The organism is Rhizobium sp. 01N424, from assembly GCF_056399485.1.
On sequence record NZ_JBFTRK010000008.1, the window covers coordinates 155301 to 181387 of the forward strand.

The following is a 26087-nucleotide window of genomic DNA, read 5'->3' on the forward strand; positions in this document are numbered from 1 at the left end:
AGTCTCCGCCTTTCACTATCACCATCCGGTGAAGATCAACCAGCAAGCGCTGCCGCAACCGCTTCGATCGCCTCGTCAGCCTTCGATCCATCCGGACCGCCGGCCTGGGCCATATCGGGACGGCCGCCGCCGCCCTTGCCGCCGAGCGCTGCAGAAGCGATGCGCACCAGATCGACGGCGCTGAAGCGGCCGACGAGATCTTCGGTAACGGCAACCACGGCGCTGGCCTTCCCGTCGTCGGAAACGCCGATCAGCGTCACGACGCCGGAGCCGAGGCTGGCCTTGCCGTCGTCGGCAATGCCCTTCAGATCCTTCGGATCGACGCCGGTAATGGCTTTGCCGAGGAACTTGACGCCGGCGATCTCGCGGACCGCGTCATCGGCCGAACCGCTTTGGCCGCCGCCCATGGCGAGCTTGCGCTTGGCATCGGCCAGTTCGCGTTCCAGCTTGCGGCGCTCGTCCATCAGCGCTTCGACGCGCGAAACCACATCGCCTGCCTGCACCTTGAGGGCCGACGCCAGCGTCTTCACGCGGTCGTCCTGCTCGGCCAGATAGACACGGGCCGCTTCCCCGGTGACTGCCTCGAGACGGCGCACGCCGGAGCTGACGGCACTGTCGCCGAGAATGCGCACCAGCCCGATATCACCGGTCGCAGACACATGCGTGCCGCCACAGAGCTCGATCGAATAAGGCTTGCCGGTCTTGGCACCATGCAGACCCTGGCCCATGGCAACCACACGCACTTCATCACCGTATTTTTCGCCGAACAGCGCCATTGCGCCCTCGGCACGGGCATCATCGACGCTCATCAGACGCGTCGTGACAGGCGAATTCTGCAGAATGATTTCGTTGGCCATATCCTCGACCACCTTCAGCTCTTCTGAAGACATCGGCTTCGGATGCGACACGTCGAAGCGCAGGCGGTCCGGCGTCACCAGCGAGCCCTTCTGGGCAACATGGTGGCCAAGCACTTCGCGCAGCGCCTCATGCAGCAGATGCGTTGCCGAATGGTTGGCGCGGATCTGCGAGCGGCGGGCGTGATCGACGGTCATCGCAACCGCGTCGCCGGTCTTGATCGTGCCTTCGACGACTGTGCCGATATGCACGAACAGCCCCTCGCCACGCTTCTGCGTATCGGTGATCTCGATCCTGGCGTTGTCGGAAGAGATGATGCCGGCATCGCCCACCTGACCGCCGGATTCGCCGTAGAACGGCGTCTGGTTGACGACGATCTGCACCTTGTCGCCGCTGACGGCCTGCTGAGCAGAGGCGCCATCCTTGACGATCGCCTGGACGACGCCCTCGGCGCTTTCCGTGGCATAGCCGAGGAATTCGGTTGCGCCATGCGCCTCGCGCAGCTCGAACCAGATGGTTTCGGTCGCCTTGTCGCCGGAGCCGGCCCAATGCGAACGGGCCTCCGCCTTCTGGCGCTCCATGGCATCGGTGAAGCCGGCGAGATCGACGTTGATTTCGCGGGCGCGCAGGGCATCCTGCGTCAGGTCGAGCGGGAAGCCGTAGGTGTCGTAGAGCTTGAAGGCGGTCTCGCCGTCGAGCATGTCGCCCTTGCCGAGCGTGGTCGTGGCGTCCGACAGCAGCGACAGGCCGCGCTTCAGGGTCGTGCGGAACTTGGTTTCCTCAAGCTTCAGCGTTTCGGTGATCAGCGCCTCGGCGCGCACCAGTTCCGGATAGGCGCGGCCCATCTGCTGGATCAGCGCCGGCAGCAGCTTCCACATCAGCGGTTCGCGCGCGCCAAGCAACTCGGCATGGCGCATGGCGCGGCGCATGATGCGGCGAAGCACGTAGCCACGGCCTTCAGCGGACGGCAGAACGCCGTCGGCGATCAGGAAGGCGGACGAGCGCAGATGATCGGCGATGACCCGGTGGCTGGCGCGCTGGTCGCCTTCTGCCTTGACGCCGGTCGCCTCCTCGGAGGCCTCGATCAGCGCGCGGAACAGGTCGATATCGTAATTGTCATGCTTACCCTGCAACAGCGCCGCAACGCGCTCGAGGCCCATGCCGGTATCGATCGACGGGCGGGGCAGATCGACGCGCTCTTCCTTGGTGATCTGCTCGTACTGCATGAAGACGAGGTTCCAGATCTCGATGAAGCGGTCGCCGTCTTCCTCAGGCGAGCCCGGAGGGCCGCCCCAGATATGATCGCCGTGATCGTAGAAGATTTCGGAGCACGGACCGCAGGGACCGGTATCGCCCATCGCCCAGAAATTGTCGCTGGTCGGAATGCGGATGATCCGGTCCTCCGACAGACCGGCGATCTTCTTCCAGAGACCGAAGGCCTCGTCGTCGGTGTGATAGACGGTGACCAGCAGGCGCTTGGCGTCGATGCCGAATTCCTTGGTGATCAGGTTCCAGGCAAGCTCGATCGCCCGCTCCTTGAAATAATCGCCGAAGGAGAAGTTGCCGAGCATCTCGAAGAAGGTGTGGTGGCGCGCGGTGTAGCCGACATTGTCGAGGTCGTTATGCTTGCCGCCGGCGCGCACGCATTTCTGCGCCGTCGTCGCCGTCGAATAGGGGCGCTTTTCAAGACCCGTGAAGACGTTCTTGAACTGCACCATGCCGGCATTGGTGAACATCAGCGTCGGGTCGTTGCGCGGCACGAGAGGGCTCGACGGAACGACTTCGTGGCCGTTGGTCTTGAAATAGTCGAGGAAGGTCGACCGGATATCATTCACACCGCTCATGCTATGCCCTTCAATGCTGCCCACGGCAGGTCAAATCTTAAATGCAGTGGCTTTTATCGTCCGCATTAACCACTGTCCAGCAGGCAAACCCGCCTGCAAAACGAAACGGCCGCATTCCTGGTGGAATGCGGCCGTTTCGAACGCAAAAATGCTAGGGCGAGGATCAGGGCTCGCCGTCGCCATCGCCGTCATTGGCATCCGGTCCGCCGTTCTGCAGCTTCTCCGCAAGCAGGCCGGCATTCTGGCGGATCGAAGTCTCGATCTCGCGCATCGTATCCGGATTGTCTCGCAGGAAAATCTTGGCGTTCTCACGCCCCTGCCCGAGCCGCTGGCTGTTATAGGAGAACCAGGCACCTGACTTCTCGACGATGCCTGCCTTGACGCCGAGATCGACCAGCTCGCCGGTCTTCGAGACGCCTTCGCCATACATGATGTCGAATTCGACCTGCTTGAAGGGAGGCGCCATCTTGTTCTTGACGACCTTGACGCGCGTCTGGTTGCCAATCACCTCTTCACGCTCCTTGACCGCGCCGATACGGCGGATGTCGAGGCGAACCGAGGCGTAGAATTTCAACGCGTTGCCGCCCGTCGTGGTTTCCGGAGAACCGAACATCACGCCGATCTTCATGCGGATCTGGTTGATGAAGATGACCATGGTCTTCGACTTCGAGATCGATGCGGTCAGCTTGCGCAATGCCTGGCTCATCAGACGCGCCTGGAGGCCCGGCAGGCTGTCGCCCATCTCGCCTTCGATTTCGGCGCGCGGCGTCAGTGCAGCGACCGAGTCGACGACGAGAACATCGACGGCACCGGAACGAACCAGCGTATCGGTGATTTCTAGCGCCTGCTCCCCGGTATCCGGCTGCGAGATCAGGAGATTGTGCAGATCGACGCCGAGCTTGCGGGCATAGACCGGGTCGAGCGCATGTTCCGCATCGACGAAGGCACAGATGCCGCCCTTCTTCTGGGCTTCTGCAATGGTCTGCAGCGCCAATGTCGTCTTGCCGGAGCTTTCCGGTCCATAAATCTCGATGATGCGGCCCTTGGGAAGACCGCCAATGCCGAGTGCGATATCCAGTCCGAGAGAGCCCGTCGAAACAGTCTCGATCTCGACCACGCTCTCATTCGAGCCGAGCTTCATGATAGAGCCCTTGCCGAACGACCGCTCGATCTGAGAGAGTGCCGCTTCAAGTGCCTTGCTTTTGTCCACCGATTTGTCCTCTACAAGCCGCAATGTATTCTGTGACATTCGATCCACCTTTAGGTTATTGAAGCCGCTCTAGCAATGTCGCCGCCGATGCCGATTTTGTACGTGATTTGTTCTCATTCCGCAAGTGGCGTTCAAATGATTGAAACGAAAAGGTAAATCAGTACGTGTTCTACATTTGTTTTATTGATGCGGCGCAAGGGCTTAGCAGCGTGACACGGCCTGACGGCGAGCTGCAGCGGATGGCTCGATTCGGCGAAATCGCCCCCTCTGGAGCTCACGCATGAAGCGCAATATTCTCGTGCTCGGCGGCGCCCATATCGACCGGCGTGGACGCATATCCGGCGACACGGCGCCGGGCTCCAGCAATCCGGGATCCTGGTTCGAAGAAGCCGGCGGCGGCGGCTTCAATGCGGCGCGCAATCTAGCCCGCCTCGGCTTCGACGTGACGATGATTTCGCCGCGCGGCGGTGATCCGACCGGCGAGATGGTGACGGAGGCTGCCTATGCAGCCGGTGTCAACGACCGCCCTTTCGTCTTCCTCGACCGCAAGACGCCTAGCTACACCGCGATCATCGAGCGAGACGGCAATCTCGTCATCGCGCTCGCCGATATGGACCTCTACCGCTATTTCTCGCCCCGCCGCCTCGCCATCCGCGCGGTGCGCGAGGCCTTTGCCGACAATGATCTGATCCTCTTCGACGCCAACCTGCCGGAAGACACGATCGCGGCCATCGTCACCCGGGCAAACGGCCTTGGAAAACCGGTGGCGGCGATTGCCATCTCGCCAGCCAAGGTGATCAAGCTGAAGGCCTGTGCCGAAGGCATCGACTTCCTGTTCCTCAACGAGGCGGAAGCCACGGCACTCGCCGGAACACGCCCTGACGATGCGACAGACTGGGTGTCTCTGCTCGGTGACACCGGATTGAAGGGCGGCGTCGTCACCCGCGGACAGCGCGAACTGATCGCCTTTGCCGGCAAGCAGTCGATCGCGCTGCAGCCGCCCGCAGTCGATAGCGTGGCCGACGTCACGGGCGCCGGAGATTCGCTTGCCGCAGGCGTGCTGTCGGCATTCATGCACGGTTTGCCGCTGGAGGAAGCCGTGCGTCATGGCGCTGCGGCCGCAGCGGTCACCGTCCAATCGCCGCTTGCCGTCAGTGAAAAACTGACGCCCGAACTGCTCCGCGACACGCTGGCCCTTGTTCCGGCCGCCAGAATTCTGCATTGAAGCGCGCTTATCGATGAACTGGAAACGACAATGACGAAACCGATCTCCCCTCTGCTGCCGATCTCCTATTCGAAGGAAGTTGCCGCTGCCAAGCAGCGCGGTGCACCGCTGGTCGCGCTGGAATCGACCATCATCACTCATGGCATGCCCTATCCGGGCAATATCGAGATGGCCCGCAGCGTCGAGGCGATCATTCGCGAGCAGGGCGCCATTCCGGCGACCATCGCGGTCATGCACGGTGTCCTGCATATCGGCCTCGAGCCGGAAGAGCTTGAAAGGCTCGCCAAGGAAAAGGACGTCATGAAGGTGTCGCGCGCCGACCTCGCCTTCTCGATCGCCGAGCGCCGCACCGGCGCCACGACCGTGGCCGCGACAATGATTGCTGCGGCGCGTGCCGGCATCAAGGTCTTCGCCACCGGCGGCATCGGCGGCGTGCATCGCGGCGCCGAAGAGAGCTTCGACATTTCGGCCGACTTGCAAGAGCTTGCCCGCACCGGCGTCATCGTCGTCTGCGCCGGCGCCAAGGCGATCCTCGATATTCCGAAAACACTGGAAGTGCTGGAAACCTCCGGCGTTCCCGTCGTCACCTATGAGAACGAAGAATTCCCGGCCTTCTGGTCGCGCAAGTCAGGCCTGAAGAGCCCGCTGACCCTGAACAGCCCGGCGGCAATCGCCAATTTCCAGACGACCCGCGAGCAGCTCGGCATCGATGGCGGCATGCTGATCGCCAACCCGGTTCCGGAAGCCGACGAAATTCCGCGCGAGGAGATGGAGATTTATATCGAGCGTGCGCTCGATAGCGCCGAGCGCGACGAAATCACCGGCAAGGCGGTCACGCCTTACCTGCTCAGCACCATCTTCGACCTGACCGACGGCCAGAGCCTGAAGACCAACATCGCGCTGGTGGAAAACAACGCGCGGCTGGCGGCCGAAATCGCCGTGGCGCTGGACGCCTGAATGAATTGAAAACCCGGGAGGCGGAAACGCCTCCCGTCATTTGCTGTCGAGCGTTTCCTTGACGACGACGGCCAGCTGCTTCAGCGAGAACGGCTTCGGCAGGAAGCCGAATTTCGATCCCTCCGGCAAATTGCGCGCAAACGCATCTTCGGCATAACCGGAAACGAAGACAAACTTCATATCCGGATATGTCTTGCGCAGCTCGCGCAGCAGGCTCGGCCCATCCATCTCCGGCATGACGACGTCGGAAACGACGATGTCCACCTTGCCGTCGAGTTCTTCCAGAATGTCGAGCGCCTCGATGCCCGATCCCGCCTCGTGAACCGTATAGCCGCGGGTCTCAAGCATCCGCTTGCCGCCGCGGCGTACCGCCTCCTCATCCTCGACGAGCAGAATGACGGCGTTGCCGGTCAGGTCTTCCGGCTGCTCCGGCTGCACCGCGACAGGCATCTGCACGACGTTGCTGGCAACAGAGCCGTCTGCGCTCCCCTCGGCAGCTATGACCGGCTCAACGATATGGCGCGGCAGGAACACCCGGAAGGTGGTTCCCTTGCCGACTTCGGACTCCGGCTGGATATAGCCGCCGGATTGCTTGACGATGCCATAGACCATCGCCAGCCCGAGGCCGGTTCCCTTGCCCACTTCCTTTGTGGTGAAGAACGGCTCGAAAATCTTGTCCATGATCTCGGGCGCGATACCGGTGCCGGTATCCTTGACCTCGACAAGAACCATGTCCTCGTTCGGCATATAGGAATAGTTGAAGGCCGCGACTTCATCCGCCGTCACGTTGCGTGTCCGCACCGTCAACTTGCCGCCCTCGGGCATGGCGTCGCGGGCGTTGACGCAGAGGTTGATCAGCACCTGTTCGAACTGAGAGAGGTCGGTTTTGACGGGCCAGAGATCGCGGCCATATTCGACATCGAGCTTGACGTTGGTGCCCGACAGCAGCCGGTCGACGAGCATGCGCAGATCGCCGACGACATCCGTCAGGTTCAGCACCGACGGCCGCATCGTCTGCTTGCGCGAGAAGGCCAGTAGCTGGCGCACCAGCACCGCCGCGCGGTTGGCATTGCGCTTGATTTCCATCAGATCGGCGAAGCTCGCATCGGCCGGCCGCGCCTGCAGCAGCAGGTGGTCGGAGGATAGCAGGATCGCCGTCAGCACGTTGTTGAAGTCATGTGCGATGCCGCCCGCCAGGGTGCCGACTGCGTTCATCTTCTGCGTCTGCGCCATCTGCGCCTCAAGCGCCTTCTGCTCGGTCACCTCGACGGCATAGACGATCGCCGCCTCTTCCGGCGCTTCGTCGCTCTGGTCGATGACGGCATTGATGTAGAAGCGGAAATGGCGTGCATCGTCGTCAGGCGTGCGGGAATCGATCGGCGGAATGTCGCCCTGCCGGTCCTTGGCGGCGTCGAGCGCGCTCTGCAGCCGTTCACGATCGCTTTGCTGGACGATCGCTTCAAGCCGTGCGCCATTGTCGACGTCATCGCGCGATACCAGGCCGGAGAACAGCTTCAGGAACGGCGCATTGGTGCGCAGGATCCGGCCTTCGCCATCGACGGAGGCGATCGCCATCGGCGTATTGTTGAAGAAGCGGGTAAAGCGCATGACGGCGGCCGAGGCGGATTGCTCGTTCTCGGTGCCCGGTTCGCGCCGCAGCACGATCGTCCGGCTTTCGCCCGGCGCACCGTCGCGCATCGACGTGACGCTGTGGACGATCTGCACTGGCAGGCTCTGGCCGTTCGACTTCTTCAGATCGAGATCCAGCGTATCGGTCTTCTTCAGACCCGGCTCGGCCTGAACCGACTGGATCAATGCCAGCCCCTCGCCTGCCACCACGTCGCCGATGGTCATCGAGCCCGGTATGAATTTCGTCAGGTCGAGACCAAGCCATTCGGCCAGCGTCGCGTTGAGATAAAAAATCTCGCCCTTGCGCCCGGCGGAAAAGAAGCCGGCCGGTGCATGGTCGAGATAGTCGATGGCGTTCTGCAATTCCTTGAAGAAGCGCTCCTGATCGTCGCGCTCCGAAGTGATGTCGCTGATCTGCCAGATATGCAGCGGCTTGCTGCCGCTCTCCTCGGTCTTCAGCGTACGCGCCTTCAGACGGTACCAGTGCGCCCCAGAACCATTCGGCGATGGTCCGAGCGCCCGCAGCAGCCGGAACTCTTCCTGCCCTTCACGGCCCTCGCGCAGCCCGTTCGACAGACGGTAGAGCGCCTCATTGGACTCGCGGTGACGCGACAGCAGCGCTTCCAGCGTCTGCACCTCGGTTGCCTTGCGCGCGCCGGTCAGTTTTCCATAGGCGCCGTTGGCATAGATGATCCGGCCCTTGTCATCAGTAATCAGCGAACCATCCGGGTGACTGTTGAGAAACGAGCGGGCCAGGCTGTCGGACTGGCGCTGGGGCATCACTTCTATGAAGCCGATCACCGACGACACCAGAAAGAAGATACCGACCATGGCCAGCACGCCGAGAACGCCGAGCACCATCTCGTTGTCGAGCGAACTCTTGAACACCACGAAGGCGGCGGCAGCGGCGATCAGCACCAGCGCCAGGAGGAGGATGCGGATAGCCGTGCCGGAACGTCCTCCTCGATCCACGATCGGGGAATTGTAGTCGTCAGCCTGACGCGGTGTCGTCATCTAGTCCTCGCATGCGCCGATCCGGCATGGCGCTTTGTCACCGGAAGACAAAGCAGGAATCAGGCGTTCGTTCCTTCTTAGCAATTTGTAGGCCTTGCAAAAACAGTGCCGTACCGCCGGAACGCTTGAATTCACAAGGAACAGCGCCAGTTTCGCAAGCCATCGGGCTTCTGAGGCGATCTTCTCGCACGGGCGTGACTGGACAAGCACACAGCCTATTGCCTAAGGAACTGAAAAGCCTTCATGATGCGGCCTGCGTATAGGGGAGTTTAAGATCATGTTTGACAGCGTAGTGAGCGACTACGGCAGCCGTTTCCTCCTAGCAGCAGGCGGCGTCGGCCTTGGCCTGGTCGTCCTGATCGGCGTGCTCTGGCTGATGCGCAACCGCGCACCCTCGCCTTTCGTGCGCGGCGGCAAGAACCGCCAGCCCCGCCTGCAAGTTCTTGACGCCGCTGCCGTCGATACCCGCCGCCGCCTCGTGCTGGTGCGCCGCGACGACGTCGAGCACCTGATCATGATCGGCGGCCCCAGCGATATCGTCATCGAAAGCCGCATCCTCCCTGAGGGCGCCGAACAGGCGAAACCGTCGTCTGAGCTCCGCCCGGCGCCGGTGTCACAACCGGCAGCTCCCGCAATCGAACGGCGCCCGGCCGTGGCCGAACGCCCTGCACTCCGCGCCGTCCCCGAACAGCGGCCGGAGCCCCGGGTTGAACCGAAGCCGGAACCGGTGGCGATCTTCGAAGAGGAAGAGGCCGAGCCCTACATCCCTGCCCTTGCGCCCGCTCCGGCACCTTTCATCGAGCCGCGCCGCCCGCAACCCATCGCATCCGCCGCCGCAGCACCCGCCTTCGCTCCTGCTCCCCCTGCACCGGCTCCCACTCCGGCCATCACCGCTCCTCCGGTCATTGCCGCGGCAGAAAACCGTGTCCCGCCAACGATCACCGTCCGCCCGATGGAGCAGCCGCAGCCGGCACCGTCGCTCGAAACCACCAATGCCGCCGATGTCCTGGATGCCGCTCGCGCCCGCGTCCTGCCGCAACAGGCGCGTATCGAACCCGAAGTGCTGACACCGCCGGCACAAAGCCTGCCGACGGTTTCGGAGGGCCATCCGGTGGTGACCGCCGATGCGGGAGCGCCGCCACAGCAGCCGAAAGGCGATTTTCAGCGCATTCTCGAAGAAGAGATGAACACCACGCTGGCCGCCGAACGCGTCGTCCAGCCGGCGCGATCCATTCAGAGCGCGCCGATCCGCACCATCGCGCCGCAGCCGGTCAACCTGCAGCGCCGCGACCCGGAAGCACCGCCGGTCACCGGCGCCGATGCCGAACTGCAGAAGGAAGTGGCGCGCATCTTCGGCGAGATGAGCGTCAACCGAGACAAGTAACCGGTCAGTCAGACCGCCAAAACGAAAAAGGCACCGCAATGCGGTGCCTTTTATTTTATGCCTGCTCCCAGGACGCTTATTCGTCGCGATAAACCTTTTCGCGGCGCTCGTGGCGTTCCTGCGCCTCGATCGACAATGTGGCAATCGGGCGGGCGTCGAGGCGCTTGAGGCCGATCGGTTCGCCGGTTTCCTCGCAGTAGCCGTAAGTGCCTTCCTCGATCCGCTGCAGGGCAGCATCGATCTTGGAAATCAGTTTTCTCTGACGGTCACGCGCTCGAAGTTCGATGGCGCGGTCTGTTTCGGAAGATGCCCGATCCGCGAGGTCGGGATGGTTGGCGCTTTCTTCAGCGAGATGATCCAGTGTCTCGCGCGCTTCTCTAAGGATGTCATTTCGCCATGCGACCAGCTTCGTGCGGAAGTATGCTCGCTGGTTTACGTTCATGAACTCCTCGTCTTCCGAGGGAACGTAGCTGCTAAGATCGATCTTCTCACTCAACGCGATTCTCCTGAAGAACATCTCATGTGGCGGGCTGTATATCTCATGCGCCAATATCGATTCAAGCCAAATACGACATGTAAACAGATTTTTAAATCTGTCATATTTTTAGGCTAACAGTCTATTTTCTCACCACTATTCCAGATTCGCTTTCTCACCCCGCCTTCAACAAGCCGTGTAGGCCCAGCGCTTTTGCACCACCACGGCACGTCACCGGTTGACGCCGGCAATACCCGGCGGCTACTGAAAAGGCTCCTTCGCACGTGGATTTTTCTATGGCCGCAACCTTGCATACGCCTTCGCGAATCTACCTGTTGCGGCATGCCGAAGCCGCGTGGGCGCAGTCCGGACAACGCGATTTCGACCGCGCCCTGAGCGAAAAGGGATACGGCGATGCCGAGATCCTCGCCGACCGCGCAGCGGACAAGGGCTACCGTCCGGACATTATCCTGAGCTCGACGGCGAAGCGCTGCCGCCAGACGGCCGATGCCGTCCATCGCGCCATGGGCCTGTCTCTGGAGCTGCGTTATATCGACGAACTCTATAACGCGGCCCCCAATGTCTATCTCGAGCTCCTCGATACGCAGGAAAGCAATGCGGTGATGCTGGTCGGCCATAATCCGACGATCGAGCAGACGCTGGAGGCGCTGATCGGCCACGAACAGCTGCTGCGCGCCCTGCCCGGCGGCTTTCCCGCCGGCGGCCTTGCGGTTCTGGATTTCGACGCAGCGGCCGCCGCCTGGAAGCTGCGTGAATTTCTGAGCGGCTGACGCGGTTGCATGCCGGTTCTTTTTCCGGCGGCCTCGCCATCCTATATGCTTGAGCAATGACAACCGGGACACCGCCTTGCCGCCAAGCTTGACCTCCTTCGCTGACGATGCCCGCATCGCACTCGATAACCTCACCGACCGCGCCACGGGTCTGGTCAATCCGACCGTCCGTCTCGGCGTCACCGGTCTATCCCGTTCCGGCAAGACGGTCTTCATCTCCTCCCTGGTCCATAACCTCCTGCATGGCGGCCGCCTGCCGCTGTTCGAACCGGTGCAATCGGGCCGCGTTTCGGCGATACGCCTCGAAGAGCAGCCTGATGACGGCGTTCCGCGCTTTCAGTACGAAGATCACATCCGCGCGCTGGTGAAGGATCGCGTCTGGCCGGATTCCACCCGCGCCATCTCAGAACTGCGGGTCACCATCGACTATCAGAGCGCCAGCGGCTGGAACCGCATGTTTTCGCCAGGGCGCCTGTCGATCGATATCGTCGACTATCCGGGCGAATGGCTGCTCGACCTGCCGCTGCTCGCCAAGGATTTCCGGACTTTCAGCGAGGATACCCTGGCGCTCGCCCGCACCGGCATCCGCGCCGAACTCTCGAAGACCTGGCTCGAGCTAACACAGGCAGCCGATCTTCACGCGGCGGCCGATGAGATGCAGGCCCGAGACCTCGCAACGTCCTTTGCCGCCTATCTGAAGGCCTGCAAGGCCGACGAACGTTCGCTCTCGACGTTGCCACCCGGCCGTTTCCTCCTGCCGGGCGATCTCGACGGCTCACCGGCACTGACCTTCGCGCCGCTGCTCCTGCCGCCCGAAGGCCGGGCCGAAAAGGGCTCGCTCTGGGCGATGATGGAGCGGCGCTACGAGGCCTACAAATCGGTCGTCGTCAAACCGTTCTTCCGCGAGCACTTTGCCCGTCTCGACCGCCAGATCGTGCTTGTCGATGCGCTGCAGGCAATCAACCGCGGCCCCGAAGCCGTGCAGGATCTCGAACGGGCGTTGACAGACGTGCTGGCCTGCTTCCGCCCGGGAACCAACTCGCTCCTCTCCTCGCTTCTCGGCCGCCGTATTGACCGGGTGCTGGTCGCCGCCACCAAGGCCGACCACCTGCATCACGAAAGCCACGACCGGCTCGACGCCCTGACGCGGCGCCTCGTCGAACGCGCCGTCCACCGCATCGGCATGGCCGGCGCGGGCATCGACGTCATGGCGCTTGCCTCGGTGCGCGCCACCCGCGAGGCGACCGTCAGGCGCGACGGACACGACCTGCCTGTGATCGTCGGCACGCCGATCGATGGCGAGACGATCGGCGGCGTGCGTTTCGACGGCATCCGCAAGACCGCTATCTTCCCCGGAGACCTGCCCGAGAACCCCGAAAGCCTGTTCGCAGCCATTGAATCCAATGCGGGAGATATCCACCTCCCGGATGTCAACGTCGTCCGCTTCAGGCCACCGCAGCTCGAGGAAACCGGTGGCGGCATCAAGCTCTCGGTGCCGCATATCCGCCTCGACCGCGCCATGCAGTTCCTGTTTGGAGACCGCCTCGCATGAGCAAGTCCAATCCAGAAAATGCCGCTGGCAATACGCGCAAACCTGCAGCCTTTGTTTACGAAGACGAGCCTCGCGCGCTGGAAACCGCCGTGCCGGTGCAGCGCCGCAAGCCGTCCAGCTTCGAGGCCGACGTCGTCCTGACACCGGATGAGGATGATCCCTTCATCAACCGCGACAAGGATGCTGCGCCGCTTCCGGTCGCAATGCCGCGCAGACGCCGCACATCCTTCGCGAAAATCGCCGGAGCGGCGTTCGGCGTGCTTTTGTCGCTCGCCTTCGGTCTCTGGACCGACAGCCTGATCCGCGACCTCTTTTCCCGCGCCGACTGGCTGGGCTACGCCGCCCTTACCGCGCTTGCGATCGGCATCCTTGCCGTGATCGGTATCGTCATCCGCGAGACCGCGGGCATGATGCGGCTCGCCGCCGTCCAGACGATCAAGGCCGAGGCCGAGGCGGCCATTCTGGAAACCAGGCCGGCCAAGGCGCGCAGTCTCGTCAACCGGCTGGCGGCAATGCTTTCGGCAAAGCCCGAGACAGCCAAGGGCCGCGCCACGCTGAAGGCCTCCGAAAACGACATCATCGACGCCCCGCATCTGGTGGCGCTTGCCGAACGCGAGCTGCTCGGACCGCTCGACCGTCAGGCGCGTGCATTGATCGTCAATTCCTCGAAGCGCGTCTCGATCGTCACCGCTGTCAGCCCGCGCGCCATCGTTGACCTCCTCTACGTGCTCTATGAGGCGTCGCGGTTGATCCGCGCCATGGCGGAGCTCTATGGCGGGCGGCCGGGCACGCTTGGCATGGTCAGGCTGATGCGCGACGTCCTTGCCCATCTCGCGGTCACCGGCTCGATCGCCGTCGGCGACAGTCTGGTGCAGCAGGTTCTCGGCCATGGACTGGCGTCGAAGCTGTCAGCGCGCCTTGGCGAAGGTGTCATCAACGGCCTGATGACGGCCCGCATCGGAATCGCCGCCATGGATCTCTGCCGCCCGCTGGCATTTCACGCCCTGAAGCGCCCGGGAATCAGCGATTTCATCGGCGATCTCACGCCTTCGATATCCGGCCGCGACCAGCAGAAGTGATCCCCACGGTTTTTTTCTCAGCTTCGTCGCCTGACGCAACGGAAGCAATCAGGAAACCTATAATTTTCATGGGCGTAGCTACGCAGGTTGAAGGCTGCCCAGACGCCGAAAATGCTGGTTTTCCAGAGCCCTTTGTCATCCCGGAAACCAACCGTTAACCATTATTCGGCAAAACTCCAAGGCAGTAGCGGGTAGGTGTGCCAAGGAAAATCCATGTATTTGCGCAAGCTTCTTTTCGTCTGCGGCCTGGCCGCCGTGGCGCTGTCGCCAATGGCTGACGTCACTCCTGCAGCAACCGCTGCGACACGCGATAAGGCCTTCTTCGAATCGGTGGCCGGATCCTGGCGTGGACCGGGCGAAATCGTCGCCGGGAAATACAAGGGCACGAAGTTCACCTGCAACCTCGTCGGCTCCTCGGTTACCGATGGCACGGGCATAAAGCTTGACGGCTCCTGCCGCGTCGGCGTCTTCAAACAGCCGATGACCGCGACGATCACCCAGTCGGGCAGCAGCTACAAGGGACAGTTCTTGGATGGCGCCGCCGGCAAGGGTCTGGACGTTGTATCCGGCACCGTCACCCCAGATACCGTCGTCGTTGGTCTCAACCGCTCGAAGCTGAATGGCGCGATGATTGCCCGCATCCGCGATGACAAGACGATGAACGTCACCGTCTCGGTCAAGGTCGAAGACCGCATGATCCCGGTGATCGGCCTCACCCTCACCCGTCAGCTGGACGAGATTACGGTCGGCTCGGTCCAGTAAGACAGATCATCCTCAGGACACACCCAGGCGGCGGATTTTCCGCCGCTTTTCGTTTCAAGGCTTCCGCCACCACTCGAAGCTGGCATCAGCGATTTCGATGCCCTGCACATCGGCAGTAGCGAGCCAATCCCGAACCGTCCGCCCCTTCACCAGAAGATCTCCGGCGAAATCAGCAAGCGGCATCAGCACGAAGCCGCGATCCGTCATGCGTGGATGCGGTAGCTCCAGCCGGGGCGCTTCCTGCTCGACACCTTCGTAGGTCAGGACGTCGATATCGAGCGTGCGCGGACCCCAGCGCTCGATCCGTTCACGCTTCATCTCCCGCTCGATCTCAAGACAGACATCGAGCAGTGCCTCCGGCGCCAGAGACGTCTCGACCCCGGCACAGGCATTGAAGAAGAAGGATTGATCGGTCTTTCCCCATGGCGGCGTCCGGTAAAGCCTGGACACCGCAGTCAGCCGGCAATCGTCCCGCGCATCGAGGTGCTGCAGTGCCGAGGCCATCGCGTTGACGGGATCGCCGATATTGCCGCCGAGACCGAGCGTGGCCGCCTTGAAACGATCAGTGTGCAAAGTGTTCGACGCTCACCTGAACGAAATCGAGCACGCCCGGAACCGGCGCGCTCGGCTTGCGCACCGTGATCTTCGCCCGCGTGATCTGGTGGAAGCGCTCACATAGCCCCTTGGCGATATCGAGCGCCAGCGCCTCGATCAGATAGCGCCGTTTGCCGACGACGATCTCCTCGATGACCGTGAAGGCGATACCGTAATTGACGGTATCCTCGATCGAGTCGCTTTCCAGCGCCTTTCCGGCAGTCACATCGAGTTCGGCATCGACAAAGAACCGCTGCCCGAGGAACTCTTCCTCGTCATGCACGCCGTGGCGCGCGAAGAACGCACAGTTCTGCATCAGGATCGTGTATTTCATAGTCATTGGCCCCGGCGTCCTTCGTAATTTCGGCGTGCCGTCAGCATAGCATCGGCAACAGCCAGCGCATCCCTGTTGATTGCGACATTGTGGACCCGGAAAACCGCAGCCCCCGCCAATCTGAGCAGCGCGCTGCTGGCCGCCGTCGCCGCATCGCGATCGGCGGCATCCCGGCCGGTCACAGCGCCGATGAAGCGCTTGCGCGAGGTCCCGGCGAGCAACGGAAAGCCGAAGCGCGACAGCTCCGCAAAACGCGCCATCAACTCGAAATTCTCATCCGCCGTTTCCTTGGCGAAACCGAAGCCTGGATCGAGAACGATCTGCTCATTGGCAACCCCCGCCTCGCTTGCCAGCGCCAGCGACCGCTCCAGGAACACGGCCTGATCGGCGACCATGTCGGGCAGCTTATCGCGCTCGCGGCCCGTATGCATGATGCACACGCCGGCATTCGCCCGCGCGACAACGCCAGGCATCGCCACATCCTTCTGCAGCCCAAACACGTCGTTGACGATATGCGCGCCCACTTCGATCGCGAGCCTTGCGGTCTCCGCGCGGTAGGTATCGACAGAAATCAGCGCCTCGGTCTTGCCGCGCAGCGCCTCGATGACGGGTAGCACGCGCCGCTGCTCCTCGGCCGCATCGACCTTGGCGGCACCCGGCCGCGTCGACTCGCCGCCGATATCGATGATCTCAGCACCTTCGGCCACCGCCGCCAGCGCGTGCGCGACGGCCGCATCGGCGTGATCGTACTTCCCGCCATCGGAAAACGAGTCCGGCGTCACGTTGACGATCGCCATGATCACGCTCGTTGCGCCGAGCGTCAATTCGCGGTCATGGGCGACCCGCCATCGGCTGACATGAAGCTCACTCACCGGCGTTTATCCTATTGATAATAAAAAATCCTGCGCCTATTGCGCTCGCGGTGGCTATGCCCCAAGCTCCGCCAAACTTCAACATGGGTCACCGTCTAGAATGCCTTCCGCATCGCCGAATATGCGTCTTCTCCTTGCTTTTTCCATGACGATTGCCCTTTGCACCTCAGCGTCGGCCGAAGTGGTCGCCACGAAGAGCTATTCCTATTTCGACATCCGCGGCAAAACCGCCGACGAACTCGACCAGCAGCTCAGCACCCGCGGCCCGACCGCAAACGGTTCATCGGCCCGCCACCCCGGCGCCACCAAGATCCGCTTCGGCGGAGAGGCCACCTATATCCAGCACGACGGACGCTGCAAGGTCGGCAGCGCCAAGGTCACAGTCCACACGCAGATCATCCTGCCGCGCTGGCGTAACCGCAAGGGCGCGACGAAGGACCTGTCGATGATCTGGGATGCGCTATCGAGCGATATCAAGCGGCACGAAGAGCGCCACGCCGAAATCGCCAGAACACAGGCACGCGCCATGGAGCGCGGCATCCTCTCGCTCCCCGCGCAGCGCAACTGCGAGGCAATGCAGGAGTTGGTATCGGAAGAATCCACTCGCGGAATAGACGAGCACGACCGCCTTCAGGCGCGCTTCGACAAGGTCGAAGCGGTCAATTTCCAGAATCGGATGATGCGGCTGCTCAACAACCGACTCAAATCATCCGGCGGCAAAAACTAGCGCATTTGCGGGCAAAATACGACGCAAGATCGTTAGCTGCACAACGAAACCTGTGCGAAACTTGCGTCCTCCCCAGCCTCTCAATGGTGAAAATTAGCGATAGGCGACTCAACTGAGGCGCGCTAATATGAACACATTCGAAAGTTCAGGACTGAACTACCTGATCTTTCCGTCGCTGGGTTCTCCTGGCGCGTTCCAAGCCGCGGACGGTCCTCCCTCGTCCGATGGTTATGCGCCCGCCTCGCCTCGCTCGTCATCCGGCGCGCGAGGCTTTTTTTGGCTCTTCCCTGTTCAGAAAGCCTTCGGCAAACCGGCTTGCTTCAGTGTCTCATTTGCGGTGTGGCGCGATTTTACGCCATGATCGAAGTGAAGTGCCGCTTGGAAATCGGGCTGTACCAGATCTCGTGGTCGCCTTTAGCCGGCCGGACATATTGGCAGCCTGCCTTCTGCAACAATTCCTTGAGCTCGCGAAGATAGCCGCCCATGAGGGTCAGAAATGAGGATTGGGAACGCGAGCAAGCTGCTCGGCCATGATGTGGACGGGAATTTCGGCAAGGTCGGACGAAATGCCGTTCAATTCCAGCAGATCGGCAATCGCCGAAAGGACCTTGCTATTCAGGACTTCGAGTGTCTCTGCCTCGACAGCGAGACCCTCCACATCCGCGCTGCTGGCAACCCAAACCGCCGCTTGAGCATCCCAATCGGCGCGAACCAAAATCGACACGTGTTTCATAGGCTGGCCTCACTTCGGCCGTTTCCAGCCATAACCGCTCGAACACTGCTATTCAGGCTAATATAAACGCGCCGAAGTGAATTTTCAGTATGTCAGGCTTGACGTTCCGGCACGTGAACCGTCAGCCCATCCAGCACAGCCTTCATGCGGATCTGACAGGAGAGGCGCGAAGTCGGGCGGACATCGAAGGCAAAGTCCAGCATGTCTTCTTCCATCGCTTCGGGCGGGCCGACGCGTTCGACCCATTCTTCGTCGATGTAGACGTGACAGGTAGCGCAGGCGCAGGCGCCGCCGCATTCGGCTTCGATGCCCGGGACGGAATTGCGCACGGCATTTTCCATGACGGTGGAACCCTGATCGACGTCAAGGTCAAAGCGCGTGCCGTCGAAGGCGACAATGGTCAGTTTGGGCATTGTGATTTCCGGTAACCGTATTGAGGGAGGATCAGAATTTTTCTTCCAACAAATCTGCGAGGCAGTCAACATCGACAGCCCCGGCAGTGTCATCCCATACTTAAAAGCGACAGGCTTGCTTGATTGCGGCATGCCGCTGGTCACAAAAAGACCCGCTGCTCATCGGAAACAGATAGGCCTGTTCCGGAATGATGCAGCGGGTCCAGCTTTGCGACTGATGCCTGGCTCTTAGCGGCTCAGCTTCAGGATGAAATTCTCGGCCTCGACGACCGCAGCACCAACGGCTGCCATCGATGCAGCGTCACCGGCATTGAACTCAAGCGTTTCGGCCGTCTCCGATACCCGGAAGGCGCCGACGGCGCTTGCCGCGCCCTTCAGCCGGTGCGCGGCTGCGACGATCTTCTGCGCCTCTCCGGAGGCGATCTCTCCGAGACACGCGCGCGCCTGGCGCGCGAACATCTGGAGGACTTCGATTTCGAGGGCCTTGTCGCCCATCGTCTGCTTTGCAAGATGCACTAGGTCGATCGGACGGACCTTGGAGGGGCACGGCCCCTTCGAATTATCCGGCGCTTCGAACGCTATACTGACTGCTGCCATGTGCCAAACTCCCGTCTTTATCCCCGCGGTTGAACTCTACAGTGCGGTTGGAGAGTGGCGATCGCGTTAAATTCCGGCACATTGAGGGCGGGATTCTGGCGCTATGGTTAATATCCGTTAAACATCGCTAAATTATTGGTTTTTCAACAGGCTCTGCCGTTAAATCATGTTAACAACCCATTAACGACAGGTGATTAGCAAGCCTTCGTTAATTGTCTCCGAAGCCCGGATGTGTCACTACGATACTGGTACAGTGGGTTTGTGCTACGCGCCTTTGCGGGCCAAGTGGATAATGGTAATGTTTTGATACCGTCCGTTTGAAAAAGCGGCTATCCACTCTGAAATGACATGCTTATCCGTCCGTCGTCTTGGATGGGAAGGTCAGAGGCAAAAGGTTGACGTCCGGACGCGGCGATGTCCGGACCAGCGGCTGAACCGGCTGAGATGTAACGAGGCGTAACGGAATGGCGAACAACAAGTACAACGAGTCGATCGAGGACAAGGCGTTCAAGGCATTGGACGAAGCGCTCCAGATCGATTTCAGCCAGCAGAAAGCGCCGTCTCGCAGCGGCAAAACGCCCGACGCCCCGGAGGCCAATGTGTCTGAGAACCCATCTGCGCGTAATCAGCAGGACCAGGACGACAGCCAGCGCCGCCGCGGCCGCTCAAAGGCTGCAGAGCAGCAGGCACCCCGCGCTCCCGCCTTTGCCCCGGCGAACGATGCCAACCGCAACACGCCCGCTTCGCTTCTGAAGTCGCTCGACGGCAGCTCGACGCGCGTCGCCGTGCGCAACGCCACCCTGTTTTCGCTGATCTGGATTGTCGGCGGCATCGGGCTGATGTCCCTGCTCTATTCGCCGCAGATCTGGCAGATCCGTTCGGTCGCCGATCTGGTCGGCCTGCCTGGCGTGATTGCCGGCATCGTCGGCATCATCGTTCCCGTGCTGCTGTTCTACGCCTTCGCGATCATGATTTCGCGTGCGCAGGACATGCGCAACGCCGCTCGCTCCATGGCAGAAGTCGCCTTGCGCCTCTCCGAACCTGAGACGATCGCCTCCGAGCGCATCATGACCGTCGGCCAGGCCGTGCGCCGCGAAGTCTCCGCCATGAACGAAGGCATCGAGCGCACCATTGCGCGCGCCTCTGAGCTGGAAACCCTCGTCCATTCTGAAGTGAACGCGCTTGAGCGCAGCTACGCCGATAACGAACTGCGCGTGCGCGGTCTCGTCCACGAACTCGGCTCCGAACGCGAAGCGATCGTCAATCACGCCGAGCGTATCCGCAGCTCGATCGTCGGCGTTCACGACCAGCTGAAGGAAGACCTGTCGCTGGCGACGGAAGAAATCGCCGTCCGCCTCTCGACCTCGGGCGAAGCCTTCGCCTCGATGATCGACACCCGCGCCGCGACGCTGACCGAAAAGTCGGAAGCCGCGATCCAGTCGCTCGGCTCGCTGCTTGCCGCCAAGACCGATTCCCTGCTGCAGACCCTGACCTCGTCGGGCTTTGCGCTAGCCCATGAATTCGACACCCGCCTGGACACGCTGACGTCGAGCCTCAGCGAACGCGGCGAGCACCTGCTCAGCCAGTTCGAAACGCGCGCGTCCACCATGGACAGCAGCGCCGAGAAGCTGAACGCCGCGCTCAACGACCGCGCCCGCCAGCTGAACGAAATCCTGATTGCCCGCACCCGCGAGATCAACGAGACGCTGACCGGCAGCGAACGCGAGATCACCGGCTCGCTGGATGGCGTGCTTGCCAAGCTCAACAGCGCTCTCGACGAGCGTGGCCAGAGCTTCCGCCAGAGCCTGCAGTCCAGCGCCGACGACGCGATCATGGACCTCGACCTGCGTTCGGGCTTCTTCGAAGAGCGCCTGCAGAGCACGGTCGCGCAGATGTCCACCGCTTTCGACGAACGCGTCGCCGAATTCGCGACCGCTTTCGACAAGCGCGCGGGTTCTCTCGACACCAAGCTGATGGAAAGCCTTGCCCGCATCAACGAGACGCTGGCTGGCGGTTCGGAATCGCTGGATGGCATCCTGACCTCGAGCATCGAGCGTCTCGGCGCATCGCTGACCGACCAGTCCTTCGCGCTGGCAACGGCATTCGGCACCGGCCAGGAAGTTCTCGAAAGCTCGCTCGGCAGCAAGGTCGATGAGATTTCCGAAGCGCTGGCCGCCCGCACCAAGGAAATCAACCAGACGCTGAAGAGCGCCTCTGGTGAAGTCAACGAAGCGCTGGCAGCAGGCATGGCCGATTTCCACGGCAGCCTCGCAGGCCGCACCAGTGAATTCTCCGCAGCGCTGCAGGGCGCTACCGGCGAGATCACCAACGCGCTGGCCACCGGCACGTCCGAACTGCATGCCGGCCTTGCCGACCGCACCGCAGCCCTGTCGTCTGCCCTCCACAACGCCACCGGCGAAATCTCGCTGGCGCTGGCAGCAGGCACTTCGGAACTGCACAACAACCTTCAGGCCCGCTCGACCGAATTCCGTGACACGCTGCTGTCGACGACAGCGGAACTGACGGCAGCGGTCTCCTCGGGCACCGAGCAGATTACCTCGGCCTTCGGCCGCGCCGACGACCTGAACACTGTCATCTCCGAGCGCGCAGCAGCGATCACCACGGCCCTGGATTCTGCCCATGAGCGCATCGACAGCGCCATGGCCGAACGCGCCAACGCTCTGGAAAGCACGCTGTCCGGTCACCACGACCGTGTCGCCGACGCTCTCGACGAGCGCACAATGGCACTTGCCATCTCGCTCGACTCCGCTCAGGAGCGCTTTGAGAACACCATGTCCGAACGCAGCAATGCGCTTGTCGATGCCATGGCAGGTCATCATGACCGTCTGTCGGACTCGCTCGACGAGAAGACGATGGCAATGGCGATTTCGCTGGATGACAGCCAGAGCCGCTTCGACAGCGCGCTCGAAGCCCGCGCCAATGCGATGCTGGATACAGTTGCCGGCGCCGAAGCCCGCGTTGCCGGCGCCTTCGCCGACAAGTCGGAAGCCATCCGCAGCGCCTATATCGACAGCCAGGAGCGCCTCGAACGCTCGCTGAGCGACCACGCGGCCGCCCTGCACTCTTCGCTGTCGAGCAACAGCGACCGTATCGAGACCGTCACCGGCGATGCAGCCACGCGCCTGCAGACGCTGACCGGCGAAGCCGCCGATCGTATCGAGGCCGTTACCGGTGATGCCGCTGCCCGCATGCAGTCGCTGACGGGAGAAGCTGCCGATCGCATCGAAGCCGTCACCGGCGATGCTGCTCAGCGCCTGCGGACATTGACCGGCGAGGCCGCCGACCGCATCGAGGGTGGCCTGGCATCGGCGCATGACCGCATCCGCTCGACGCTCGAAGACCGCACCAACGCCATCAGCCTGGCGCTCGGCGAAGCCCATGCGCAGATCAGCGATACGCTGTCGGAGCAGGCAACGACGATCAGCGCCTCTGTCGCCGCCAGCGCCAGCATGCTGGAAATGTCGCTCGAAGATCACGAAGCCTCGCTGCGTCAGACGATCGACAACAGCTCCCGCGCACTCGACGAGCGTCTGCGCGAAGGCGCCGGCCAGATCGCCGAGCGCTTCCAGGGTGCTGCGGCCGAGATTTCCCGTACGGCCGAAACCTTCTCGACCCATCTCGATCATTCCGTCGGCGGCATGACCGAACGCTTTGCCGAAACCGGCTCGCGTGTCGAGGCCGGCCTGACGGCGCTCGAAAACCGCATCCGCGACGGCGTCGGCGGCGTTGCCGAACAGGTGGATTCAGCTGGTGCGCGTCTCTCCGAAACGCTCTCCGACAGCATCAATCAGCTGCGCGAACTCGGCGATGATGCGGCCTTCCGCGTCACCACGGTTCTCGAAAGCACCACCGACACGCTGACCGGCGCGATCGACGATCGCACCGCCAACCTCGCTTCGACGCTTGAAGAGCGCGCTCGCAGCCTTTCGTCCTCGATCGAGGCACAGGCCTCCAGCCTCGCTGCGAGCCTCGATGGCCGCGCATCGCAGATGAACGCCTCGCTTGCGGCGAGCTCCGCAAGCCTGACGACAGCACTCGATGAGCGCACCACGCATCTCTCCTCCGCGCTCGATGAGCGCACCGCCCGCCTCGCCTCGTCCCTCGATGATCGCACGGCGAGCCTGACCTCTTCGCTCGATGAGCGCACGGCGACGCTTTCGTCGTCGATCGACGAGCGCACCGCCAATCTCGGCGACACCATGGACCGCGGCGGCGAACGTCTCGGCGAACGCCTGTCCACCATGGACCGGGCGCTGACCATGGGCCTCGACGCCGTCAACCAGACGATCGAAGGCAAGGCTGCCGGCCTCGCCTCGACGCTGCGCAACGCCGTTGCCGATGCAGCCCAGGGCATGGATGCCGAAGCACAGCGCACCGCAGACCTGATGGGCCGCACCGGCCAGCAGTTCACGGAAACGCTGGACAATAAGACCGGCGAATTCGCCCGCTCGATGGACGAGCGCTCCGAGCAGATCGTCGGCCGCGTTTCCGAGGCGCAGAACCGCCTCGCAGGCCAGGCCGCCGCCGTCGCCCAGACCTTCTCCGAAGCCGGCAACGCCATCGTCAACAAGGTTGCCGAAGCCGAGACCCTGGTCAGTGGCCAGGTCAGCGCCATCTCGCAGGCTCTCTCCGAAGCCCAGTCGTCGCTCGAGTCACGCGGCGACGCCATCCGCACGACGATCACCAGCGCCAGCGAAGGCATCGCCAGCACCATGTCGAATGTCGACCGTGCGCTCGAAGCCCGCAGCACGGCGATCCGCACCGGCCTCGAAGATCGTGCCCGCGAAATCGACGCATCGCTGACCGATGTCGAGAAGGCTCTCGAAGCCCGCGGAACCTCGATCCGTGCAACGCTCGACGAGCGCACCCGCGAACTGAACTCGATGCTGGCCGGCCGCTCCTCTGAGCTCTCGCGCCTCATCGACGAGACCGCCCGCCCGATGATCGAGCGCTATGCCGAAACCGGCCACGAAGCCGCTGCCCGCATCGCCGCTGCTGCCGAGCAGAGCGCCGATCGCCTGCGTGCCGAAAATGCCGCTCTCGCCAACGCGATTGCGGCCCGCACGGAAAGCGCCTCGACGGCCGTCAACGCCATCGAGACCAGCCTGCTTGCCAACGTCAATTCGCTGATAGAGCGCCTCTCTGACAACAGCGCCTCGATGGCCCTGATGATGAACCGCGCCGCCCAGGATCTGACCGATGTCGACGGCCGCCTCGGCGACACGACCTCGCGCTTCACGGACTCGGCTGCCAAGGCTGCCGAAATGGTCTCCGCCTCCACCCGCCTTCTCGAAGGCAAGGTGGATCGCCTGTCGGATATCTCCGGCCAGACGCTCGCCCAGGTCGGCTCGATCATCGGCCGATTCGACGAACACTCCAAGGTTCTGACGCAGGCCTCCGGTCTGCTGGGTGCCGCTCAGTCGAACCTCGTTTCGACCCTCGAAGAGCGCGAAGGCGCTCTCCAGAGCCTGTCGATCGGCCTTGTGCAGCGTTCGGAAGAAATCGAAAAGACGATGCGTGCGCTTGGCACCATGGTCGAAGGCGCCTTCGAGCGCGCCGAACAGCGTTCCAATCAGGTCAGCGGCAATCTGCGCCAGAGCGTGCAGTCCTCCTTCGCCGATATCGGCCGCGTGCTCTCCGACACCGAGAAGCGTGCCGAAGAAGCCGCCGAGGCCATGCGCAGTTCGATCGTCAAGGCCGGCGAAGAAGCCAATGCCACGATCGACGGCACCTTCGGCAATGCCGAACGCCGCTCCGCCGAACTGTCGAACCGCCTGCGCGGTGGCCTCACGGCCTCCCTCTCGGATGTCGAGCGCATGCTCGGCGAAGCAGGCCGCGCCTCGGATGGCGCTGCCCAGCAGCTGCGTGAATCGCTGCGCGAAGCCGTCGATGAGGCGGTTGCCCGCTTCTCGGGTGCGACGGAAGAAATCCGCCGCTCGGCTGGCGATATCCGCAAGGAACTCGACATGACCCGCAGCGAACTGAAGCGCGGTGCCTTCGATCTTCCAGAGGAAGCCAAGGAAAGCGCTGCCGCCATGCGCCGCGCCGTCGCCGAACAGATCAAGGCGCTGCAGGATATCTCGCATATCGTCGGCCGTTCGGTGCAGCAGTTCGAAGTCTCCGAACCGGCTCCGCGCGCCGCACAGCCGGCACCGGCGCCCGCGCCTCGTCAGGCTCCGCCCGCACCTGCTCCGGCTCCTGTTGCAGCACCGGTCGTTGCTGCACAGCCGGCCCCGCAGCCTGTACCAGTTCCGGCACCCCGTCCGCAGATCGAGGATGGCTTTGCACTTCGCGGCACCATCGCTCCGGCACCTGCAGCGGCGCCGCAACGCACCGCGCCGGTTGCGCCCGCACCCGCAGCGGCTACGCCTGCCCGCCAGGAATCCGGCGGCTGGATCAGCGATCTACTGCGCGGCGCCTCGCGTGACGAAGATGCCGAGGAAGCACCTGCCCGTTCGGCAGCACCGCGCGCCGAGGCATCCGCTCCGGCTCAGCAGCGCGCCGCCGACAGCCGCAATCCGCGCCACGTCGTCGAGTCGCTCAATTCGCTCTCGGTCGATATCGCCCGCGCCATCGATCACGACGCCTCGGTCGATCTCTGGCGCCGTTACCAGCGTGGCGAGCGCGACGTCTTCACGCGCCGCCTCTACACGCTGAAGGGCCAGCAGACCTTCGACGAGATCAAGCGCAAGTACGACCGCGAGCCGGAATTCCGCACCGCCGTCGATCGCTACATTGCCGACTTCGAAAAGCTGCTTGCTGATGTCGCCCGCAGCGACCGCGACCGGACGATCACCCAATCCTATCTGACGTCGGATACCGGCAAGGTCTACACCATGCTGGCCCACGCCGCGGGCCGCCTGACCTAACGGAAGAAAACCCGGACTTCGCTACACAAAGGGCCGCTTCATCAGCGGCCCTTTTTCATTTGGCATCAAGCGCCTCACGGCAAAGTGAGACAAACGGCCGCCGCAAATCCGGGCTTATAAGCAAGACACGCTTGTCATAATGCCGTAGAT

The 26087-nt window shown here is 62.8% G+C and carries 19 protein-coding genes and 1 pseudogene; 9 read left to right on the forward strand and 11 right to left on the reverse strand.

Features of this window, described 5'->3' with window-relative positions:
* Positions 1 to 35 precede the first annotated feature (35 nt).
* Complete coding sequence (gene alaS, locus AC1DNK_RS20245; RefSeq protein ID WP_477943061.1) at positions 36 to 2699, reverse strand: alanine--tRNA ligase; 2664 nt, start codon at positions 2697 to 2699, stop codon at positions 36 to 38.
* A gap of 163 nt (positions 2700 to 2862) precedes the next feature.
* Positions 2863 to 3948: a recombinase RecA gene (gene recA / locus AC1DNK_RS20250; protein ID WP_112387234.1), complete on the reverse strand. Its 1086-nt coding sequence runs from the start codon at positions 3946 to 3948 to the stop codon at positions 2863 to 2865.
* A gap of 241 nt (positions 3949 to 4189) precedes the next feature.
* Here recA and AC1DNK_RS20255 point away from each other — a divergent pair, with 241 nt between their 5' ends.
* Both AC1DNK_RS20255 and AC1DNK_RS20260 read left to right on the forward strand, forming a co-directional pair.
* The gene (locus AC1DNK_RS20255) at positions 4190 to 5134 is read left to right on the forward strand and encodes a carbohydrate kinase family protein (RefSeq protein ID WP_477943062.1); all 945 of its coding nucleotides are present in this window, start codon (positions 4190 to 4192) and stop codon (positions 5132 to 5134) included.
* Between the two features lie 30 nt (positions 5135 to 5164).
* Positions 5165 to 6091, forward strand: a complete 927-nt coding sequence (locus AC1DNK_RS20260; RefSeq protein WP_112387232.1) for a pseudouridine-5'-phosphate glycosidase — start codon at positions 5165 to 5167, stop codon at positions 6089 to 6091.
* Between the two features lie 36 nt (positions 6092 to 6127).
* Here AC1DNK_RS20260 and cckA read toward each other — a convergent pair whose 3' ends face one another.
* Positions 6128 to 8734 (reverse strand): cell cycle histidine kinase CckA, encoded by a 2607-nt coding sequence (cckA, locus tag AC1DNK_RS20265; protein ID WP_477943063.1) that lies wholly within the window; start codon positions 8732 to 8734, stop codon positions 6128 to 6130.
* A gap of 277 nt (positions 8735 to 9011) precedes the next feature.
* Between cckA and AC1DNK_RS20270 the strand changes: the two genes are divergently transcribed.
* Positions 9012 to 10118, forward strand: coding sequence for a flagellar biosynthetic protein FliO (locus AC1DNK_RS20270; protein WP_477943064.1), 1107 nt, complete (start codon positions 9012 to 9014; stop codon positions 10116 to 10118).
* A 76-nt stretch (positions 10119 to 10194) separates the two neighbouring features.
* Here AC1DNK_RS20270 and dksA read toward each other — a convergent pair whose 3' ends face one another.
* The gene (dksA, locus tag AC1DNK_RS20275; protein WP_112387229.1) at positions 10195 to 10614 is read right to left on the reverse strand and encodes an RNA polymerase-binding protein DksA; all 420 of its coding nucleotides are present in this window, start codon (positions 10612 to 10614) and stop codon (positions 10195 to 10197) included.
* 275 nt (positions 10615 to 10889) lie between these two features.
* On the opposite strand from dksA, the gene AC1DNK_RS20280 reads away from it, so the two are divergent.
* From AC1DNK_RS20280 to AC1DNK_RS20295, 4 genes are all read left to right on the forward strand, one after another.
* On the forward strand, positions 10890 to 11384 hold the full coding sequence (locus tag AC1DNK_RS20280; RefSeq protein WP_477943065.1) for a SixA phosphatase family protein: 495 nt from the start codon (positions 10890 to 10892) through the stop codon (positions 11382 to 11384).
* A 76-nt stretch (positions 11385 to 11460) separates the two neighbouring features.
* Positions 11461 to 12936, forward strand: coding sequence for a YcjX family GTP-binding protein (locus tag AC1DNK_RS20285; protein WP_477943066.1), 1476 nt, complete (start codon positions 11461 to 11463; stop codon positions 12934 to 12936).
* Positions 12933 to 14015, forward strand: a complete 1083-nt coding sequence (locus AC1DNK_RS20290; RefSeq protein WP_477943067.1) for a YcjF family protein — start codon at positions 12933 to 12935, stop codon at positions 14013 to 14015. Before AC1DNK_RS20285 ends, AC1DNK_RS20290 begins: the two co-directional genes overlap by 4 nt.
* A 213-nt stretch (positions 14016 to 14228) precedes the next feature.
* Positions 14229 to 14777, forward strand: a complete 549-nt coding sequence (locus tag AC1DNK_RS20295) for a hypothetical protein (protein ID WP_477943068.1) — start codon at positions 14229 to 14231, stop codon at positions 14775 to 14777.
* A 54-nt stretch (positions 14778 to 14831) separates the two neighbouring features.
* Here the strand turns inward: AC1DNK_RS20295 and folK are convergent, their stop codons facing one another.
* Genes folK through folP form a run of 3 tightly spaced genes read right to left on the reverse strand, consistent with a single transcriptional unit; the run spans position 14832 to position 16577 of the window.
* Entirely contained in the window at positions 14832 to 15350 is a 519-nt protein-coding gene (gene folK, locus AC1DNK_RS20300; protein ID WP_477943069.1) for a 2-amino-4-hydroxy-6-hydroxymethyldihydropteridine diphosphokinase, read from the reverse strand.
* A complete protein-coding gene (gene folB / locus AC1DNK_RS20305) occupies positions 15340 to 15711 on the reverse strand; it encodes a dihydroneopterin aldolase (RefSeq protein WP_112387225.1) in 372 nt (123 codons plus the stop codon). Before folB ends, folK begins: the two co-directional genes overlap by 11 nt.
* Complete coding sequence (gene folP / locus AC1DNK_RS20310; RefSeq protein WP_477943070.1) at positions 15708 to 16577, reverse strand: dihydropteroate synthase; 870 nt, start codon at positions 16575 to 16577, stop codon at positions 15708 to 15710. The genes folB and folP overlap by 4 nt, the downstream gene beginning before the upstream one ends.
* 100 nt (positions 16578 to 16677) lie before the next feature.
* On the opposite strand from folP, the gene AC1DNK_RS20315 reads away from it, so the two are divergent.
* The gene (locus AC1DNK_RS20315) at positions 16678 to 17304 is read left to right on the forward strand and encodes a DUF922 domain-containing Zn-dependent protease (RefSeq protein WP_477943071.1); all 627 of its coding nucleotides are present in this window, start codon (positions 16678 to 16680) and stop codon (positions 17302 to 17304) included.
* A 291-nt stretch (positions 17305 to 17595) separates the two neighbouring features.
* Here AC1DNK_RS20315 and AC1DNK_RS20320 read toward each other — a convergent pair.
* From AC1DNK_RS20320 to AC1DNK_RS20335, 4 genes and pseudogenes are all read right to left on the reverse strand, one after another.
* Positions 17596 to 17789: pseudogene (locus AC1DNK_RS20320) on the reverse strand (type II toxin-antitoxin system HicA family toxin).
* A 5-nt stretch (positions 17790 to 17794) separates the two neighbouring features.
* Positions 17795 to 18037 (reverse strand): DUF1902 domain-containing protein, encoded by a 243-nt coding sequence (locus AC1DNK_RS20325; protein WP_477943072.1) that lies wholly within the window; start codon positions 18035 to 18037, stop codon positions 17795 to 17797.
* A 92-nt stretch (positions 18038 to 18129) separates the two neighbouring features.
* Positions 18130 to 18450, reverse strand: coding sequence for a 2Fe-2S iron-sulfur cluster-binding protein (locus AC1DNK_RS20330; protein WP_112387222.1), 321 nt, complete (start codon positions 18448 to 18450; stop codon positions 18130 to 18132).
* 228 nt (positions 18451 to 18678) lie between these two features.
* Positions 18679 to 19047 (reverse strand): Hpt domain-containing protein, encoded by a 369-nt coding sequence (locus AC1DNK_RS20335; protein WP_112387221.1) that lies wholly within the window; start codon positions 19045 to 19047, stop codon positions 18679 to 18681.
* A 464-nt stretch (positions 19048 to 19511) separates the two neighbouring features.
* Between AC1DNK_RS20335 and AC1DNK_RS20340 the strand changes: the two genes are divergently transcribed.
* Complete coding sequence (locus tag AC1DNK_RS20340; protein ID WP_477943073.1) at positions 19512 to 25937, forward strand: apolipoprotein A-IV repeat region-like domain-containing protein; 6426 nt, start codon at positions 19512 to 19514, stop codon at positions 25935 to 25937.
* The last annotated feature ends 150 nt before the right edge of the window (positions 25938 to 26087 follow it).